Source organism: Vibrio hyugaensis, from assembly GCF_002906655.1.
Lineage (GTDB): Bacteria > Pseudomonadota > Gammaproteobacteria > Enterobacterales > Vibrionaceae > Vibrio > Vibrio hyugaensis.
The window spans coordinates 1,196,562-1,215,014 of sequence record NZ_CP025794.1; the positions used below are offsets into that span (position 1 = coordinate 1,196,562).

The following is an 18,453-nucleotide window of genomic DNA, read 5'->3' on the forward strand; positions in this document are numbered from 1 at the left end:
AGAGTGAACCTTTATACATTGCTGAGCATCATCAGCGTTATCTGTTTAATTCTTCAATTCGAACCCATGGCAAGCCTGACTGAATGGCATGCTTACAATATACGCCATGGCGAATGGTGGCGAATCGTAACAGGAAATCTCACGCATACCAACTTTGCTCATCTCGGCATGAATCTCGCTGGATTATGGGTTATTGGTTTTATCTTTCGACCGACAGCACGTAACTTCACCATCGTATTTTTGATTCTTTGTTCATTTGTCGGTGCGATGAATCTTTTTACCAATATGTCAGTTTATGTCGGGTTGTCAGGTGTATTGCATGGACTCTTTGGTTTCTGGGCGCTCAGTGAGGTTTTCGACGGCAGAAGAAGCAGTTTGGTGTTGGTAGGTGGCTTAATTGCAAAAGTCGCATGGGAGCAATTCTACGGCCCCTCCACTAGTACTGCAGCTATGATTGGCGCACGTGTTGCGGTTGACGCTCATTTGTTTGGTGCAATTGGTGGTTTAGGCATGGCTTGGTTGGAAAAGTTAATGCATCGCCGGATCTTTGGTTAAACCAGATAAGCGATCTTTGGCCTTCCTCAAATGTAAATCTGACCAAATAAAAAATCCCGAACCGGTAAAGAGGATTGGTTCGGGAAAGCAGTAATAGGAAACAGAAACTTCGCTTTTCAATGGCCAAAATGTATTTACAGCAAAATTCGCTCTTGGTTTTTCTTCACCGTTGCTTCCCCAATGCCTTTCACTTTGCTTAGGTCCGCTGCCGTTTTGAATGGACCGTGTTCTTCACGATACTCTACTATCTGTTCGGCTTTCTTCTCGCCAATACCATTAAGTAATGTCGCGATCTCTTCCGCTGAAGCGGTATTCACATTAACAGTAATCTCAATACCTTCGTATTTCGACGATTTCGACTTTGTTGTCTCACCGCCGGCCGCCCATCCCACTGGTGCCAATAGCATTAAGCACAGCGTTAACATCCATTTCATATTGAGTGCTCCTCCTGAGTTATCTTGTCAAAGTACTGACTACTCTAGATAAACCGAGCACGGCATTGAAGTGACTTCAGATAAAAATAAAACGGGCCGCTAATGCGACCCGTTTTAGTTAACATGCAAATTACATTCGTAGTGCTTAGTTGCTCACAACAAAGTACTCAATGTCAGTGTTTGCGCGTAGTACTGCGATAACAGAAGTAAGATCTTGTTGTGAAGAAGCACGTTGCATCTGCATTGCTACTTGCTCTTCTAAAGAAGCATCTAGTTCAGCTTTCACAGCATCAAGCTCGATAACCACGATGTTACCAGCAAGGTCTTTTGACTGGCCGTATACAGGCTTGTCATCAACTGGTTTCGCCATAGCAAATACTGTGCTCGCCAGTGGAGAACGACGGTCTACGGTTTCTTGCTCACCAAACGTTAGATTGTTTTCAGCAAGGATAGCCGTGTTGCCTTCTTTAAGCGCCGCAACCACTTTCGTACCTAGCTCGATGGCACCCTGTTCGCCTTTTACGCGAGACAATTCAGCAACAACTTGGTCTTTCACTTCTGCAAGAGGAAGTACGGTCTCGTCACGAGCATCTTCAACGCGAACAACAATGATGTGCTCAGGTGCGACTTCGATTGCTTCAGAGTTTAGACCATCTTCTTTCACTTCTGGGCTTAGAATCGCTTGCATTACTGCTTGATTCTTAAGCACTTCAGGCGCGTCAACTTGAGAAATGAAGTCTGTCGTTTTCACTTCTTGGCCAACCGCTTTAGAAGCGTCGTCTAGAGAGTCAGGGAATTCAAACGCCACTTTCTCTAGCTCGTTTTGTAGCTCGTAGAATTGATCAACTGCTTTTTGGTCAACCATCTCTTGTTTGATTTCAGCTGCGACTTCAGAGAAAGGCTTAGCAACAGAGTCTTTAAGCTCTTCAAGCTTGATGATGTGGTAGCCAAAGTCAGACTTCACTAGACCAGTCACGTCACCAGGGTTCTTAAGTGCGAACGCCGCTTCTTCGAATGCAGGGTCCATTACATCGCGCTCAATCCAACCTAGGTCGCCGCCGTTTTCAGCACTGCCAAAGTCATCAGATTTTTCTTCTGCTAGCTTAGCGAAATCTGCACCACCGTTAAGTTCATCAAGAATGGCTTGTGCTTTCGCTTCATCATCACCTTCAACTAGGATATGTGCGACGCGACGTTGCTCTTCTGAAGAGTATTTATCTAGGTGATCATCGTAGTATTTCTTAACTTCTTCGTCAGAAACTTGGATTTGCTTTTTCAGTGCTTCAGCTGATAGTTCAATGTAAGCGACTTTTACTTGCTCTGGGCGAGTAAACATATCTGGATTTGCTTTGTAGTACTCTTGAATTTCTTCATCAGTAAGATCTACTTTTTTAGCAAACTCAGCTAAGTCGATAGTCACAGTACGAACGTCACGAGTTTGTGTGAACAGCTTACCTTCTGACTGAACTTCACCTGGTAGAGTGAACTCACTGGTTTGTAGAGCGTTAAGCAGTTGCTCACGAACCAATTCACGACGCATGTACTCTGCAAATGAATCTGGAGAGAAACCAGCACGGCGCAAAGAAGCTTGGTAGATGTCTTGGTCAAATTGGCCGTTAGACTGGAACTGAGGCATGTCTAGAATCATGCTACGTACTTGAGCATCGCTGATGCGTAGACCTAGTGCTTCAGCTTGTTGATCAAGCAACACATCGTTGATCATACGATCTAGAACTGATTTGCGGAAAGATTCAACGTATGCAGGGTCTGCTAGCAACTGAGAGAAGTTGTCACCCAATTGAGCTTGCATGCGGTTACGCTCATTTTGGTAAGCCATTTCGAACTCACCACGAGCGATCTCGGTATTACCTACTTTCGCCGCAGAGTTGTTGTTGCCACCAACAATGTAGCTACCTACACCTGCAAATACGAAAGATAGAATGATAAGTCCAAGGATAATTTTGACCGCGATGCTATTCACGCCTTCGCGTAGTCGATCCATCATAATTTAACTGCTCTCCACAATTGAAGCCGACTGCTTCTAATAGAAAATGTAATGTCGCGATAATATCAGAAAAAGAAATGCGCATCAGTAGGATGCGCATAATTTAAGAAAGTTCGGCTCTTAGTTTGTAAATTTTTGTACAAATCTGACTGTTTGAACAAAAACTATGCAATGGCCGTTCGCCGAACCAGCTCTGCGTCATCGACGCAAAGAATTAGTTACAAGCGTCTTTTAGAGCTTTGCCAGCTTTGAAAGAAGGTACTTTAGCTTCTGCGATTTGGATTTCTTCACCAGTTTTTGGGTTACGGCCTGTGCGTGCTGCACGAGTGCGAACGCTGAAAGTACCGAAGCCAACAAGCGCAACTTGGTCACCAGACTGAAGCGTACCACTTACTGCTTCGATGAATGCATCTAGAGCGCGACCAGCTGATGCTTTAGAGATGTCTGCGTTTTCTGCGATTTGTTCTACTAGTTGAGTTTTATTCACTGTGATTTCCCCTTTGTGTCATCTGTGATTATTTTTGTGATGACGTTTCGTTCCATAATTAAAAAATATGCCCCACCCCTTATCCTTCAAGGGCTGGAAGCTATCGAACTTAACTTAGCTTCCAAAAAAAACGCTGACAAGCCTTTTTGAGCCTATCAGCGTAAAGTTTTACTTATTTTTGCTGCACATCACTATTTTTGAGACGGAAACTCAACGCCTGTCGGGTCTTGCTCTAGTGCAACTTTAAGAACTTCGTCGATCCACTGTACAGGGATAACCTTCAGATCAGCGATAACATTTTCTGGAATCTCTTCCAAATCACGCTCATTGTCCTTCGGAATCAGTACCGTTTTGATGCCACCGCGGTGTGCCGCAAGTAACTTCTCTTTTAGGCCACCGATAGGTAAAACTTCACCGCGAAGCGTAATTTCACCCGTCATACCCACTTCTGCTTTTACAGGATTACCCGTCAAGCTAGAAACAAGTGCAGTACACATTGCGATACCCGCACTTGGGCCATCTTTTGGTGTTGCACCTTCAGGTACGTGAACGTGGATATCACGTTTTTCGTAGAAGTCAGAGTTAATACCCAGTTTCTCGGCACGTGAACGCACAACGGTCATCGCAGCTTGGATCGACTCTTTCATTACGTCGCCAAGTGAACCCGTTTGCGTCAGCTTACCTTTACCCGGCATTGATTCAGTTTCGATGGTCAGTAGATCGCCGCCAACTTGTGTCCAAGCTAGACCCGTTACTTGACCGATACGGTTGCTATCGTCCGCTTTACCGAAGTCATGACGCTGAACACCTAGATACTCTTTTAGGTTTTCCATTGTCACGGTAACTGATTTCAAGCTGCTATCAAGCAGGATGTTCTTCACTGCTTTACGACAGATCTTAGAAATCTCACGCTCTAGGCTACGCACACCCGCTTCACGCGTGTAGTAACGAATGATGCCAATGATCGCTGAGTCTTCGATAACAATTTCGCTTGGTTTCAAGCCATTACGTTGAACTTGCTTATCAACAAGGTGACGTTTTGCGATGTTTAGTTTCTCGTCTTCAGTGTAACCAGACAGACGAATCACTTCCATACGGTCTAGTAGAGGACCAGGAATATCCATCGAGTTAGACGTTGCAACGAACATAACGTCAGATAGATCGTAATCTACCTCTAGGTAATGGTCGTTAAACGCGTTGTTTTGTTCTGGGTCTAGAACTTCCAGCAGTGCTGAAGATGGATCGCCACGCATGTCTGAAGACATCTTGTCGATTTCATCCAGAAGGAACAGTGGGTTTTTCACGCCTACTTTCGACATCTTCTGAATAAGCTTGCCTGGTAGCGAGCCAATGTATGTACGACGGTGACCACGGATTTCAGCTTCATCACGTACACCACCTAGTGCCATACGCGTGTACTTACGACCCGTTGCCGCTGCAATAGAGCGACCTAGCGATGTTTTACCAACACCAGGAGGACCAACAAGACAAAGGATTGGACCTTTCAGTTTGTTGATACGGTTTTGTACCGCCAAGTACTCAAGAATACGTTCTTTAACGCGCTCTAGGCCGTAGTGGTCTTCGTTCAGAATCTCTTCTGCTTTCGCAAGGTTCTTCTTAACTTTTGAACGCTTCGCCCATGGCACACTCACCATCCAATCGATGTAGCTACGCACCACTGTCGCTTCTGCTGACATTGGAGACATCATCTTAAGCTTTTGCAGCTCTTGTTCTGTCTTTTCACGCGCTTCCTGAGGCATTTTCGATTCATCGATCTTTTGCTTCAGGGTCTCGAACTCGTCAGGAGCATCTTCCATCTCGCCAAGTTCTTTCTGAATCGCTTTCATTTGCTCATTCAGGTAGTACTCACGCTGAGATTTTTCCATCTGCTTTTTAACGCGACCACGGATGCGTTTTTCGACTTGAAGAAGATCGATTTCTGATTCCATCTGACCCATAAGGAATTCAAGACGCTCAGTCACATCAACGATTTCAAGTACTTGCTGTTTGTCCACCAGCTTTAGAGGCATGTGCGCAGCAATGGTGTCTGCAAGACGAGCTGCTTCATCAATACCATTTAGTGAGGTAAGCACCTCTGGTGGGATCTTTTTGTTTAGCTTAATAAAGCCTTCGAATTGGTTGATCGCACTGCGAACAATCACTTCTTGCTCACGCTCTTCAAGCTCAGGCGTAACCACAAACTCTGCCTCTGCTAGGAAGAACTCGCTTTCTTTAAAGTGGTTAATTTTCGCGCGCTGTTGACCTTCAACCAACACTTTAACTGTGCCGTCAGGTAGCTTAAGAAGCTGGAGAATGGTTGCAACCGTACCTACTTCAAATAGGTCATCAACCGTCGGCTCGTCAGTATCAGCTTGCTTTTGTGCCACAAGCAGAACTTGTTTGTTTGTTTCCATTGCCGTTTCTAGACAACTAATCGATTTCTCACGACCAACAAACAATGGAATAACCATGTGTGGGTAGACCACTACGTCACGTAGAGGTAATACCGGGATCTCGATACGCTCGGAACGTTCCAAGTTCATATAATTCTCTCTTCCGCTTTCACGTTTAACGTATTACTTAACGAAGTATATGGGGTCTAATTATTTGGATTCAATAAGAGAAATAAAAAAAGGAGGTAATTACTTACCTCCTTTTTATTCATGGCTGAATTTATTCTGCTCCAGCTGCCTGGCTGTCGGCGTTGCTGTAAATAAGCAGTGGTTCTGATTCACCATTAATGACTGATTCATCAATCACGACTTTACTTACGTCCGTCGCGGATGGCAGTTCATACATGGTTTCCAGCAGAACGCTTTCTAGAATTGAACGTAGACCACGAGCACCTGTCTTACGCTCCATTGCTTTCTTAGCGATAGCACGTAGTGCGTCTTCACGGAACTCAAGCTCAGCGTCTTCTAGCTCGAACAATGCTGCGTATTGCTTGGTTAGTGCGTTCTTCGGCTCACATAGGATCTGAATTAACGCTTCTTCATCTAACTCAGTTAACGTTGTTGTTACTGGTAGACGACCAATAAACTCAGGAATCAAACCGTATTTCACTAGATCTTCAGGCTCTACCTGAGTAAATAGTTCACCGACGGTTTTGGTTTCGTTCTTAGAGCGCACTTCTGCGCCAAAGCCGATACCAGTACCTGTTGCTACACGTTGCTCAATCACTTTATCTAGGCCAGCAAATGCACCGCCACAGATGAACAGGATCTTAGATGTGTCCACTTGTAGGAATTCTTGCTGTGGATGCTTACGACCACCTTGTGGTGGAACCGATGCAACCGTACCTTCAATAAGTTTTAGTAGCGCCTGCTGAACACCTTCACCAGATACGTCACGCGTAATTGATGGGTTTTCAGCTTTACGAGAAATCTTGTCAATTTCGTCAATGTATACAATGCCGCGTTCAGCCTTAGCTACATCGTAATCACATTTTTGCAGAAGCTTCTGGATGATGTTTTCAACGTCTTCACCTACGTAACCAGCTTCGGTTAGTGTGGTAGCGTCAGCCATTGTAAATGGCACATCCAAGAATCGAGCTAGCGTCTCAGCAAGCAGTGTTTTACCACTACCCGTTGGACCAATTAGAAGGATGTTACTCTTACCAAGTTCCACACCTTCGCTCGTTGTATCACCATTGCGTAAACGCTTGTAGTGGTTATATACCGCAACTGCGAGCACTTTTTTCGCGTAATCTTGTCCGATCACATAGTCATCAAGGTGTTCACGGATCTGTTTTGGCGTTGGTAACGCCTCAGATTCTTTCTTAGGGAGAACATCCTTAATTTCTTCGCGAATGATATCGTTACATAAGTCGACACACTCGTCGCAAATGTAAACTGACGGACCTGCGATTAGCTTGCGAACTTCGTGCTGACTTTTGCCACAGAAAGAGCAGTACAGCAATTTGCCGCTGCCGCTTTCTTTGCTTTTATCTGTCATTCGCTAACCTCTTAGCCTTTACTCTTTATGAATTGAGTGTATATCAAATTTAGCCAAAATGCGCTGGCTAAATTACTCGCCGCGGTGGCTCAACACTGCATCCACAATACCGTATTCTACTGCCTGATCTGCCGACATGAAGTTATCACGATCAGTATCACGTTCAATCACTTCAAGAGGCTGGCCAGTATGCTCTGCCAATAGGTTGTTTAGCTTCTGCTTGATAGTCAGGATTTCCTGAGCATGGATTTGGATATCAGAAGCTTGACCTTGGAAACCACCAAGTGGTTGGTGGATCATCACACGTGAATTAGGCAGAACGTAACGCTTACCTGGCGCACCACCTGCAAGCAGGAACGCACCCATTGAGCAAGCTTGACCCATACATACTGTGCTCACATTTGGCTTGATGAACTGCATAGTGTCGTAAATAGACATACCCGCAGTCACGCTGCCGCCTGGAGAGTTGATGTATAGGAAAATATCTTTATCTGGATTTTCAGATTCTAGGAAAAGTAGCTGAGCCACGACAAGGTTTGCCATGTGGTCTTCCACTTGACCGGTTAAAAAGATCACGCGCTCTTTAAGCAAACGTGAGTAAATGTCGTAAGAGCGTTCGCCGCGGGAAGTTTGTTCAACCACCATTGGCACTAGCGCGTCAATAATTGGCGACATTGCATTTTTTTCTTGGTAGCTCATATTCTTATGTCCCTAAAATAAATGGCCCGGATGATGACTATCATACGGACCATTGTTAGCAGAATAGTCGACGTTAAGTCAACCTTCTACGCAAGATATTGCTTATTAAGCAGCAGGTTGTTGTTGGTTAAGTAGCTCGTTGAAGCTTACTTCTTTCTCAGTAACCTGTGCTTTAGCGATGATCGCGTCGATTGCTTGCTCTTCTAGAGCAACGTTACGCATGTTGTTCATCATTTGCTCGTTTTGCTCGTAGTAAGCAATAACTTCTGTTGGATCTTCGTAAGCTGTTGCCATCTCTTCGATAAGAGACTTCACTTTCTCGTCGTCAGCTTTTAGCTCTTCAGACTTGATTACTTCACCTAGAAGAAGACCAACAACTACGCGACGCTTAGCTTGCTCTTCGAACAGTTCACGTGGAAGCTGTGCAGCTGCTTCTGGGTTACCACCGAAGCGTTGTGCAGCTTGTTGACGTAGAACTTGGATTTCTTGGTCGATAAGTGCAGCTGGTACGTCGATTTCGTTTTGCTCAACTAGGCCGTCGATAGCTTGCTCTTTGATGCGGTTCTTAATAGCTTGCTTAAGTTCGCGCTCCATGTTCTTACGAACTTCAGCTTTAAGTGCGTCAACGCCACCTTCAGCAACACCGAACTTAGAAACGAATTCGTCGTTTAGTTCTGGTAGTTCGCGAGCTTCAACTTTGTTCACTTTGATTGCGAACTTAGCAGCTTTACCTTTTAGGTTTTCAGCGTGGTAATCTTCTGGGAAGTTTACGTCGATCTCGAATTCCATACCTTTAGTTTTACCTTCGATACCGTCTTCGAAACCTGGGATCATGCGACCTGCGCCCATCTCTAGTGGGAAGTTCTCAGCTTTACCGCCTTCGAACTCTTCACCATCAATAGAACCAACGAAGTCGATGCTTACACGCTTACCAGCTTCAGCAGCTTCTTCTACTTCAGCCCAAGTAGCTTGTTGCTTACGTAGAGTTTCGATCATCTCTTCTACGTCTGCATCGTTAACTTCAGTTGTTGGTTTTTCAACTGTGATGCTGTCTAGGCCTTTTAGCTCAACTTCTGGGTAAACTTCGAAAGTTGCAGCGAAAACTAGGTCAGCGCCTTCGTTGTTTTCAACTGGTGCGAAAGTTGGAGCGCCTGCTGGGTTGATTTTCTCTTTTACGATCGCTTCGATGAAGTGGCGTTGCATAACTTCACCAAGAACGTCTTGACGTACTGCTTTGCCGTACATCTTAGCAACCATTTTTAGAGGCACTTTACCTTTACGGAAACCATCGAAACGACGGTTTTTAGCGATGTTGCGTAGTTCAGCTGTTACAGCGTCTTCGATGTTTGCAGCTGGAACAGTAATGTTTAGACGGCGCTCTAGGCCCTCTAGCGTTTCAACAGTAACTTGCATTATATATAAACCTCTAAAGTGGCTCGGTCTTCCCGAGCTTATGAGCGAGACTCTGTGAGTTCACGCTTCATCCTTGTGTAGTGTTCTGTCCGAACACCTAAGTTAAAACCGAGTATCGATGCTGGAAACCAACACCAGACTAATCAGTGATATCCTCCGCAAACGCAAAAGGTATCTCCTATTAGCCTCAGGACAGAATTTTTAGACGCGACATTCTAGCGATCTGTCGCAATCCTGTCGAGCCAATAGCCACTATGTGGACATTGTCTGCGCTAAATTCTCAAATACGGGCTCAATTTTTGCGAAAAATGCCCTTTTAGCATCGCTTCGCCTTAGCCAGCATATCTAGAATGGGGACAATAGCGACTTTTTCAAGAGAATCGACTGCTTTTTTTATTGAAAAGCCTAAAAAGAGATCTTGCTCTTGTTTTACTCCACAGAGTTGAAAACTAAATCCCTATTCATCACTACAAACTATTAACATTTTCTTACGTCACCAAAGGAAGGGGTAAGGAGCGTAATGATGTCGCAGAAAAACCGTATTCTACTGATTTTTTTTGCCTTCTATTTACTTTGCGCTTTCATCGGTGGGCATTGGGTTTGGAGTCACAGCTACCGATCTTTGCTCGAAAAACACCAGTCTCAGCTGGAACGTTTTTCCAGTCATATCCAAAACAAATTAGACAAATACGCGCACATTCCCCATTTACTATCTAAAGATGAACCTTTGGTACAAGCACTACTAACCCCGAATAACAGTGCGCAGCTCGAAATCACCAACCGCTATCTAGAATCGGTTAATCACGTGATTGAAGCGGCAGACACCTATTTGATCGACCAATGGGGGACGACGATCGCCGCCAGTAATTGGCGCAAAGAGCGTTCATTTGTGGGGCGCAACTTCGCTTTTCGCCCTTATTTCAAGCAAGCCATTGTCGGTGAGAGAAGTGAATATTACGCCCTCGGCTCCACTTCGGGTAAACGCGGCTATTACTATTCCTACCCCATCGTCTATGCCGGTGGCGTAATTGGTGTCGTGGTGGTCAAAATGGATTTGAACAAGATAGAAGACAATTGGCAGCAGCCTAAAAGTGTTTTCGTCGCCAGTGACCCAAATGGCATAGTGTTTATGAGCAGCCGTAACGACTGGTTGTTCAAAAGCCTACAATCACTTGATGAAATAAAAGAAGCCGAAGTTTGGGCAAGCCGACAGTATTTAGACACTCATATTGAGTCACTTGGTTTTGTCGGTGACATGCTGCCGAAACATTCTGAGGTAAAGCAGGGCTACCCTTACAATAAAGGAACCTTGGTGATCTCTTCCCTGCCCCTTGACGAACTCAAACTGACGATCCGGGTACTCTCGCCTAAGCAAACGGTGGTTTGGTTCACCATGGGCTATTTGCTCGTTTTGACTCTAGCTTTTACCGTTTTATTCCTTCTAGGCCAACTGGTTTATCACCGCCAGCAGCGTCATCGTCAACTTGATCGAATTCAGCAAGAAGCCAATCAGAAACTTGAATATCAAGTCATGGCGCGTACCGCTGAGCTGCAAGCCGAAGTTGCCCAGCGTACCGAAACCGAACAGACCTTACGCTTGACGCAAGATGAGTTGATACAAGCCGCAAAACTGGCGGTACTTGGGCAAATGTCAGCAAGCATCAGTCATGAGCTTAATAACCCGCTCGCCGCCATTCGCAGTTTTGCTGAGAACGGGAAGCTATTTCTTCAAAAAGAAAAATGGGAACGAGTTGAAGATAACCTCACCCGCATTTCCGCACTCACCGACCGAATGGCAAACATCAGCCAACAATTGCGTTCTTTTGCCAAGAAAACCAGTGCGAGTGAACTACTTCAAACCCGCCTATTACCCGTCGTTGCGTCGGCAAAAGAGTTGATGAAGCCCGCGTTCAAATCGGCGCGAGTGACATTAGAAACGAATGTTCCAGAGCATGATATCGACGTCTACGTCAATACTATCCAGCTTGAGCAAGTATTAGTTAATCTGCTAACCAACGCGATTGAAGCAATGAAAGCCCAAGAGCAGAAACGAGTGGCGTTGTCTGTGGAACGTGATGAGACAACGAAAACTGTCTGGGTTCATGTCGATGACAACGGCTCAGGTTTGGGTGCATCCACACTTTCAGAATTGTGCGAACCGTTTTTGACCACCAAACAAAACGGTTTGGGGTTAGGGCTTTCAATCTCCCAACAAATCTTAGCCGGGATGAACGGTAAATTGAGTGCTCAGAATAGAGAACAAGGTGGGGCTCGATTCTCACTCTGTTTACCTATTGTTTCACCACACGCCAAACCATAGAAGGATGAGACCATGTGTCAGGTATTTTTTATTGATGACGAAGCCGATCTCAGACTGGCGATAGAACAAACCTTCGAACTTGCCGATATTGACGCCAAGTTTTTCTCCGATGCAGAATCGGCTTTAATTGCGATGCAGCAAGGCGAAGAAGCTGGCGTCGTTGTCACTGATATCTGTTTGCCGGGCATTTCCGGAATGGATTTGCTGACCACACTCACTCAGCGCGATGCAAACCTCCCCGTCATCATGATCACCGGACATGGCGATATATCCATGGCAGTACAAGCTCTCCATCAGGGCGCTTACGATTTTATCGAGAAACCTTTTGCGCCAGAGCATCTAGTAGAAACCGTTAAGCGGGCTATTGAGAAGCGAAAGCTCACCAACGAAAATGAAAAACTGCGACAGTCACTCAAAGCCAGCAAAACCCTTGGGCCAAGAATTATCGGCGAAACTCCTAGCATTCAAATGCTGCGCGAAACCATCAGTCACATCGCGGATACGAACGCCGATATTTTACTATTTGGCGAAACAGGAACAGGCAAAGAACTGATTGCTCGTTCGCTGCATGAGCAAAGTGCTCGCCGCAATCAAAACTTTGTCGCAGTAAATTGCGGCGCAGTACCGGAAAACCTAATTGAAAGCGAGTTGTACGGTCACGAAAAAGGCGCATTTACCGGCGCAGAAACCCGTCGTATCGGCAAATTTGAATTCGCTCAGGGCGGCACTCTGTTTTTAGATGAAATCGAATCTATGCCGATTCAGGCACAAATTCGATTACTACGTGTTCTTCAAGAAAGAGTGATTGAACGAGTAGGATCAAATGAATTACTGCCATTGGACATCAGAGTCATTGCCGCAACCAAAGTCGACTTAAAGCAAGCCGCTGAAGAAGGCTACTTTAGACAAGATCTGTATTATCGTCTCAATGTAGTCACGCTCGACTTACCACCCATGCGCGAACGAAAAGAGGACATTCCTGCGCTGTTCCACCACTTTCTGTTAGTCGCTGCATCACGTTATGGTAAAACCTCACCTAGCCTTTCGTCACAAGATCTCGCTCAATTAATGGCCCATGATTGGCCCGGTAATGTTCGTGAACTGCGCAACGCAGCCGAACGCTTTGTCTTACTGGGTAAACTGATACAACTTGGAGAGACACCCTCTCATCCAACAACGGCATCAAGCCTTGCAGAACAAGTGGCAGAATTTGAGAAAGCAGCAATAGAGAGTGTTTTACTAGAAAGCCGCGGCAGTATTAAGCAAACCATGAAACAATTGAATGTGCCTCGAAAAACCCTGTATGACAAAATGCAACGCTATCAGATAGATAAAGATCTATATAAATAAAACGCAGTTTGCGGTTTGTTGTTATATCCAACTTGAATCATACTTTTTATAACAACGAAAAGATGGCTCATACGGATATGACAGAAAAAATTAAAATACCGGTGATCACTGATACAGTAATGGTCGACGGGCATTATCAAGAAGAAAGGCGTTCTGGCGAAGATAGGCGCAAAAACAAAAAGAAGTGGCTTGGCTACGAGCGGAGGATCAAACCCGATCCGAGAAGGCCAACCTATAAATCCATAAACGAAGAGGTGTGAACAGTCACACCTCTTTTGCTTTTGTGGCTAAAAACCATTACTTAGTGATGATTTCTGGTCCCATCAGCGTGGTTGGTAGCCAAGTCGAAACCCAAGGTACATACGTTACGATAATGAGGAATAAGAACATCACCGCCACCCAAGGCAAAGCCGCTTTCACCACGTTCATCATCGACATTTTCGCTACCCCGGCAGTTACAAACAAATTAAGCCCCACAGGTGGCGTTATCATGCCTATCTCCATATTCACCACCATCATAATACCAAGGTGAATAGGGTCGATACCTAGTGCGATTGCAATTGGAAAAACCAAAGGTGCGACGATAATCAACAACCCTGAAGGCTCCATAAACTGACCGCCAATCAGCAGCAACACGTTGACCACAATTAAGAAGGTGATTGGGCCGAGCCCCGCAGACAGCATAGATTCAGTGATCATTTGCGGGATGCGTTCTTCCGTCAGTACATGTTTAAGAATCAAAGCATTGGCAATGATGAACAACAGCATGATGGTCAGTTTGCCGGCTTCATAGAGCGTGTGCTTGGTGTCTTTATGGACAAACGTTTGGAAGATCTTTACCAACGCTGGTTTGGTATTATGTTTATCCGCAAATGGTCCCATGTCTTTATAGATAAAGTTGGCAATCAAAAACGAATAAACTGCTGCCACCGCCGCAGCTTCTGTTGGTGTGAAGATACCACCGTAAATACCACCAAGAATGATCACCACCAACAACAATCCCCAACTGGCGTCTTTAGCGGCATCGAAGGTTTCTTTCCAACCGACAAAAGGTTGTTTTGGCAGGTTCTTAATCCTCGCGGCGATGTAGATAGCAATCATCAACATCACACCCGCAAGCAAGCCCGGTATCACACCGCCGAGGAACATACGCCCCACCGATACATCCGTCGCAGCGGCATACACAACCATCACAATTGAAGGTGGAATCAAAATGCCCAATGTCCCCGCATTACAGATAACACCCGCCGCAAACTCCTTCGAGTAGCCGTTTTTGATCATACCGGCGATAACGATGCTACCAATCGCGACTACCGTTGCTGGAGATGACCCCGAAAGCGCGGCAAACATCATACACGCCACAACCGACGCCATCGCTAAGCCACCACGGAACCAGCCGACAATGGCGATCGCGAAGCGGATAATACGTTTGGCTACACCACCGGTAGACATAAAGCTTGAGGCTAAAATAAAGAAGGGAATCGCTAAAAGGGTGTAGTGACCAGCAAACGCATTAAACAGAGTTTGAGCAACAGAGGCCAAAGACGCATCCGAGTGCATCAATAAGAACAGAATACTAGAAAGGCCCAGCGAGACAGCAATTGGCACACCAATCAGCATGAAGCCAATCACCATCAAGAATAAAAACAGAATATCCATGGTTTATTGCTCCTTGCGATCTGATGAAGAGGAACTATTTGGAATGGCATCCGCCGCTTCACTCAGCTCTTCTTTTAACGCTTCTAACTCTTCTTCCGCTTCATGACCTGCAATTAGACGGTCGAGTTTACCTGTCGCAATTTGCCATGTAATTTGTACAAAACGGAACGTCAGCAGCGCCATACCAAGTGGCAGCGCAAAGTAAGGAATAAATCTTGGTAGCTTTTCGTAGCGTTCACCTTCATTAAGCCAATCGGCCAAGAATTGAAACATCTCTGGCATTGGAATGTCATCGGTCTCATACCATGCACGCTCCGTCGCAAATGGGTACCAGTAATTCCAAGAACCAATCAGTAGTAGAACCGAAAACGCTAGGCAGCAAACAGCGGCAAGCAACGCGAGTATTTTACGTTTAGGCTCAGAAACCATATTGATGATGACATCGACACCAATGTGAAAATGTTTCTTGACGCCATAAGACGCACCAACCAACACCATCCACGCGAACATGAATACGGTCAGCTCCAGCGCCCAAAGTATATTATCGTTAAAGACATAGCGAAAAATCACATTGGCAAACGTCAGCAACGTCATTGCACCGAGAAAAAATGCAATCAGCGTTTCTTCTAAGGCGTCAGTGATTCGCCCTGCCTTGGCAAAAAAAGTCTGTTCCATAATTACATCACATCATTATTGGGAGAAAAGGGCCCTCTTCCCCAGAACGCTGAGTACATGAGGGCCAATCGTAGTGCTCGTGTAATATTTATTGTTGGTTAGACGCTATTGCGGCATCAATGAGATCGGTACCGATGTCTTTCTCAAACTTTTTCCACACAGGTTGAAGTGCAGTCACCCATTCTTGGCGTTGCTCAGGCGTTAGAGTTCGAACTACCCCACCCGCTTCAATGATGTTGTTCTTATTCGCAAGGTTAACTTGTGTCGATTCTGCATTGCGCTGAGTTGTTACCTCTTGAATGATGGTATTGAGCTGCTCGCGTTGATCATCTGGGAGTTTTTTCCAGAAGTCGTTTGACGTTACAACAAGGTAATCCAGAATGCCGTGGTTGGTTTCAGTGATGCCATCTTGTACTTCGAAGAACTTCTTACCGTAAATGTTCGACCACGTATTTTCTTGACCATCTATAACTTTGGTTTGAAGACCGCCGTACACTTCTTTAAATGACATTTTTTGCGGGTTCGCACCAAGTTGCTCGAACTGAGCGACCAAAACGTCTGATGCTTGCACGCGGAACTTCAGCCCCTCGGCATCGCTTGGCAGCATTAATGGCTTGTTGGCAGACATCTGCTTCATACCGTTGTGCCAGAAAGCGAGACCTTGTAAGCCACGACGCTTCATTGCGTTCTTTAGCTTCTCGCCAGATTCTGAGTTTTGGAAACGGTCAACAGCCGCCACGTCTTCGAATAGAAAAGGAAGGTCAAAGATGCGGTACTTTTTGGTGAATTTCTCAAACTTTGAAAGAGAAGGGGCAGCGAGCTGAACATCACCATTAAGGAGCGCTTCAAGCACCTTGTTATCATCGTACAGTGTCGAGTTAGGGAAAACCTGCATACAGACTTTACCGTTCATCTCTTCGTTCACGCGCTTTTCTAGCAGCGAAGCTGCAATGCCTTTCGGGTGTTTATCAGTGTTAGTTACGTGGCTGAACTTGATGACGGTTTCACCAGGGTCACAATTTGCGGCAGCGTTAAAACTAGTGACAGCAAGAGCAGAGACAGACAGAAGGGTTAGAGGTTTAAACATTATTATTCTCCTTGTTGAATCACATCCCATCCTTTCCATGAGTACCTAAATGGGTAGAGGGTGATGGGTACGGATGTTCAACAAGGGGCAAGTTGCAGGCCAAGTTAATTAGTCCCTATTATTCAGTAATTTAAATAATAAAGAATAATCAATGGTGAAGATAAGGGGTTAAATCCACCCACGAGAACAGGCTCTATGGGTGGGAAATGACACATTTTAGGAAGAGCAGCTGATTTCCATCGTCTTACCCCACTCAGGAGGTAACTTAGCATAATCATCAAACTCGGGCTGTTCATCAAATGGGTGCTTTAGCAACTCAGCGAGACGATTTACTTCACTGAAATCTCCCTCCTCTGCCTTATCAATGGCAAGCTGCGCAAGGTAGTTACGTAAGATGTATTTCGGATTCACTTGACGCATGCGTCCACATCGTGTGGCTGCGTTAACACACTCACCTCGTTCATCAACCTCTAATTCGCAGCGAGCAAGATACAAATCCACCCATGCATTAGCGGCTTCGCGATCAAGGAACAAATCGATCACAGCTTGAGGCGACTTAACATCGAGATTAGACAACTCACGGAAGAAGCGAGTGTAGTCAGCTTTGTTTTGGTTCAACAGCTCAAACATAGCTTCGAACAAACGTCCATCTTCGTCCACCTTAGTATGGAGACCGAGTTTGGCTCGCATCAGTGCACTGAATTTCTGGCTCAGGCGAACTTCAAATTTACCAAGCGCCGCTTCAAGATCTTCTCGCACCACCAACGGCGATAATGCATGTGCTAAGGCAGATAAGTTCCACAGCGCGATGCGTGGCTGCTGCTCAAACGCATAACGACCTTGGTAGTCTGAATGGTTACAAATGTAATTTGGATCATAATCGTCGAGGAAGCCAAACGGGCCATAGTCGAAAGTTTGTCCGAGTATCGACATGTTATCGGTATTCATCACGCCATGCGCAAAACCGTAAGCCTGCCAGTAGGCAATCATCTCTGCGGTTTTCTCCACAATAGACTCGAACATAGCTGCGTATGGCTTCTCCGTTTGGGAGCATGCAGGGAAATGCCATTCAATCACTTTGTCAGCGAGCAGCTTTTGCTCAGCAAGTTGATTGGTATAAAAGAAGTGCTCGAAGTGACCAAAACGGATGTGCGTTTCTGCTACGCGAATCAACAACGCACCATATTCCATCTTCTCGCGATAAACGGGGGTATCGCTGTCCATCATACCCAGTGCTCTGGTGGTCGGAATGCCTAACCCAGCCATCGCTTCACTGCACAGATATTCACGAATAGTAGAACGTAATACCGCTCGACCATCCCCCATTCGCGAGTACGGGGTAAGCCCTGCTCCTTTGAGGTGAATATCAAACCAAGTGCCATCATTGTGCTGCATTTCAGCGAACAACAAGCCGCGACCGTCCCCCAAGTCTGGGTTATAAACCCCAAACTGATGACCTGCGTACTTCATTGCTAAAGGCGCGAAAGGCACAAAATCCGTTTGCCCAGAAAATACCTTCAAAAGCTCGTCACTCTCTTTCACTGGTAAACCAAACTGTTGAGCAAACTCGCCATTCCACACCACCCAACGCGTATTGTCTAAAAGCTGCGGAGTAACATAGGTGAAAAACGCAGATGGTAGTTCACTAAATCGATGGGTGAAATTGACACCTTCTAAGATAGGCATGATGGTTCCTCAAATACGGCTTCCTGTTAGAAAGTATACGCCCTGTATGCCATAGCTTTCAGCCACGAATTATTCATGGGTATTTCAGAAAGAGCAGATCAAAGAAACCACTTTGGAGAAAGGAGTAAA

Annotated in this window: 15 protein-coding genes; 4 read left to right on the plus strand and 11 right to left on the minus strand. The window is 45.5% G+C overall.

Annotated elements, in window-relative coordinates; translation table 11 throughout:
* The first annotated feature begins 3 nt into the window (after positions 1 to 3).
* On the plus strand, positions 4 to 555 hold the full coding sequence (gene rrtA, locus C1S74_RS06075; RefSeq protein ID WP_038879420.1) for a rhombosortase: 552 nt from the start codon (positions 4 to 6) through the stop codon (positions 553 to 555).
* A gap of 134 nt (positions 556 to 689) precedes the next feature.
* Here rrtA and C1S74_RS06080 read toward each other — a convergent pair whose 3' ends face one another.
* The 7 genes from C1S74_RS06080 to tig form a co-directional block, all read right to left on the minus strand.
* Positions 690 to 989, minus strand: a complete 300-nt coding sequence (locus C1S74_RS06080) for a ComEA family DNA-binding protein (protein ID WP_038865551.1) — start codon at positions 987 to 989, stop codon at positions 690 to 692.
* A gap of 145 nt (positions 990 to 1,134) precedes the next feature.
* Positions 1,135 to 2,994, minus strand: coding sequence for a peptidylprolyl isomerase (gene ppiD, locus C1S74_RS06085; RefSeq protein WP_045403715.1), 1,860 nt, complete (start codon positions 2,992 to 2,994; stop codon positions 1,135 to 1,137).
* A gap of 214 nt (positions 2,995 to 3,208) precedes the next feature.
* Positions 3,209 to 3,481 carry an HU family DNA-binding protein gene (locus tag C1S74_RS06090; protein WP_005430934.1) on the minus strand — a complete coding sequence of 91 codons (273 nt, stop codon included), beginning with the start codon at positions 3,479 to 3,481 and terminating at the stop codon, positions 3,209 to 3,211.
* A 191-nt stretch (positions 3,482 to 3,672) separates the two neighbouring features.
* Positions 3,673 to 6,024: an endopeptidase La gene (lon, locus tag C1S74_RS06095; RefSeq protein ID WP_038879414.1), complete on the minus strand. Its 2,352-nt coding sequence runs from the start codon at positions 6,022 to 6,024 to the stop codon at positions 3,673 to 3,675.
* Between the two features lie 130 nt (positions 6,025 to 6,154).
* Positions 6,155 to 7,435 (minus strand): ATP-dependent protease ATP-binding subunit ClpX, encoded by a 1,281-nt coding sequence (gene clpX / locus C1S74_RS06100; RefSeq protein ID WP_038865557.1) that lies wholly within the window; start codon positions 7,433 to 7,435, stop codon positions 6,155 to 6,157.
* A 72-nt stretch (positions 7,436 to 7,507) separates the two neighbouring features.
* Positions 7,508 to 8,134, minus strand: a complete 627-nt coding sequence (clpP, locus tag C1S74_RS06105) for an ATP-dependent Clp endopeptidase proteolytic subunit ClpP (protein WP_005430931.1) — start codon at positions 8,132 to 8,134, stop codon at positions 7,508 to 7,510.
* Between the two features lie 105 nt (positions 8,135 to 8,239).
* Positions 8,240 to 9,547 carry a trigger factor gene (gene tig, locus C1S74_RS06110; RefSeq protein WP_038865559.1) on the minus strand — a complete coding sequence of 436 codons (1,308 nt, stop codon included), beginning with the start codon at positions 9,545 to 9,547 and terminating at the stop codon, positions 8,240 to 8,242.
* A 523-nt stretch (positions 9,548 to 10,070) separates the two neighbouring features.
* On the opposite strand from tig, the gene C1S74_RS06115 reads away from it, so the two are divergent.
* The 3 genes from C1S74_RS06115 (at position 10,071) to C1S74_RS26850 (ending at position 13,477) form a co-directional block, all read left to right on the plus strand.
* Positions 10,071 to 11,867, plus strand: coding sequence for a sensor histidine kinase (locus C1S74_RS06115; RefSeq protein WP_045403714.1), 1,797 nt, complete (start codon positions 10,071 to 10,073; stop codon positions 11,865 to 11,867).
* Between the two features lie 12 nt (positions 11,868 to 11,879).
* On the plus strand, positions 11,880 to 13,217 hold the full coding sequence (locus tag C1S74_RS06120; RefSeq protein WP_045403712.1) for a sigma-54-dependent transcriptional regulator: 1,338 nt from the start codon (positions 11,880 to 11,882) through the stop codon (positions 13,215 to 13,217).
* Positions 13,218 to 13,294: 77 nt separating this feature from the next.
* On the plus strand, positions 13,295 to 13,477 hold the full coding sequence (locus C1S74_RS26850) for a hypothetical protein (protein ID WP_038879460.1): 183 nt from the start codon (positions 13,295 to 13,297) through the stop codon (positions 13,475 to 13,477).
* A gap of 37 nt (positions 13,478 to 13,514) precedes the next feature.
* Here C1S74_RS26850 and C1S74_RS06130 read toward each other — a convergent pair whose 3' ends face one another.
* From C1S74_RS06130 to C1S74_RS06145, 4 genes are all read right to left on the minus strand, one after another.
* Positions 13,515 to 14,876: a TRAP transporter large permease gene (locus C1S74_RS06130; RefSeq protein ID WP_039978295.1), complete on the minus strand. Its 1,362-nt coding sequence runs from the start codon at positions 14,874 to 14,876 to the stop codon at positions 13,515 to 13,517.
* A 3-nt stretch (positions 14,877 to 14,879) separates the two neighbouring features.
* Complete coding sequence (locus tag C1S74_RS06135; RefSeq protein ID WP_038865567.1) at positions 14,880 to 15,551, minus strand: TRAP transporter small permease; 672 nt, start codon at positions 15,549 to 15,551, stop codon at positions 14,880 to 14,882.
* Between the two features lie 88 nt (positions 15,552 to 15,639).
* Positions 15,640 to 16,638 carry a TRAP transporter substrate-binding protein gene (locus tag C1S74_RS06140; protein WP_038865570.1) on the minus strand — a complete coding sequence of 333 codons (999 nt, stop codon included), beginning with the start codon at positions 16,636 to 16,638 and terminating at the stop codon, positions 15,640 to 15,642.
* A gap of 216 nt (positions 16,639 to 16,854) precedes the next feature.
* Complete coding sequence (locus tag C1S74_RS06145) at positions 16,855 to 18,324, minus strand: protein adenylyltransferase SelO (RefSeq protein WP_042604610.1); 1,470 nt, start codon at positions 18,322 to 18,324, stop codon at positions 16,855 to 16,857.
* Positions 18,325 to 18,453 lie beyond the last annotated feature (129 nt).

Coding starts and splice junctions, on each gene's coding strand:
- C1S74_RS26850 (WP_038879460.1), top strand. CDS start 13,295: ATGACAGAAAAAATTAAAATACCGGTGATCACTGATACAGTAATGGTC.
- lon (WP_038879414.1), bottom strand. CDS start 6,024: ATGAACTTGGAACGTTCCGAGCGTATCGAGATCCCGGTATTACCTCTA.
- ppiD (WP_045403715.1), bottom strand. CDS start 2,994: ATGATGGATCGACTACGCGAAGGCGTGAATAGCATCGCGGTCAAAATT.
- C1S74_RS06115 (WP_045403714.1), top strand. CDS start 10,071: ATGTCGCAGAAAAACCGTATTCTACTGATTTTTTTTGCCTTCTATTTA.
- C1S74_RS06140 (WP_038865570.1), bottom strand. CDS start 16,638: ATGTTTAAACCTCTAACCCTTCTGTCTGTCTCTGCTCTTGCTGTCACT.
- C1S74_RS06130 (WP_039978295.1), bottom strand. CDS start 14,876: ATGGATATTCTGTTTTTATTCTTGATGGTGATTGGCTTCATGCTGATT.
- C1S74_RS06080 (WP_038865551.1), bottom strand. CDS start 989: ATGAAATGGATGTTAACGCTGTGCTTAATGCTATTGGCACCAGTGGGA.
- C1S74_RS06120 (WP_045403712.1), top strand. CDS start 11,880: ATGTGTCAGGTATTTTTTATTGATGACGAAGCCGATCTCAGACTGGCG.
- clpX (WP_038865557.1), bottom strand. CDS start 7,435: ATGACAGATAAAAGCAAAGAAAGCGGCAGCGGCAAATTGCTGTACTGC.
- C1S74_RS06145 (WP_042604610.1), bottom strand. CDS start 18,324: ATGCCTATCTTAGAAGGTGTCAATTTCACCCATCGATTTAGTGAACTA.
- clpP (WP_005430931.1), bottom strand. CDS start 8,134: ATGAGCTACCAAGAAAAAAATGCAATGTCGCCAATTATTGACGCGCTA.
- C1S74_RS06135 (WP_038865567.1), bottom strand. CDS start 15,551: ATGGAACAGACTTTTTTTGCCAAGGCAGGGCGAATCACTGACGCCTTA.
- tig (WP_038865559.1), bottom strand. CDS start 9,547: ATGCAAGTTACTGTTGAAACGCTAGAGGGCCTAGAGCGCCGTCTAAAC.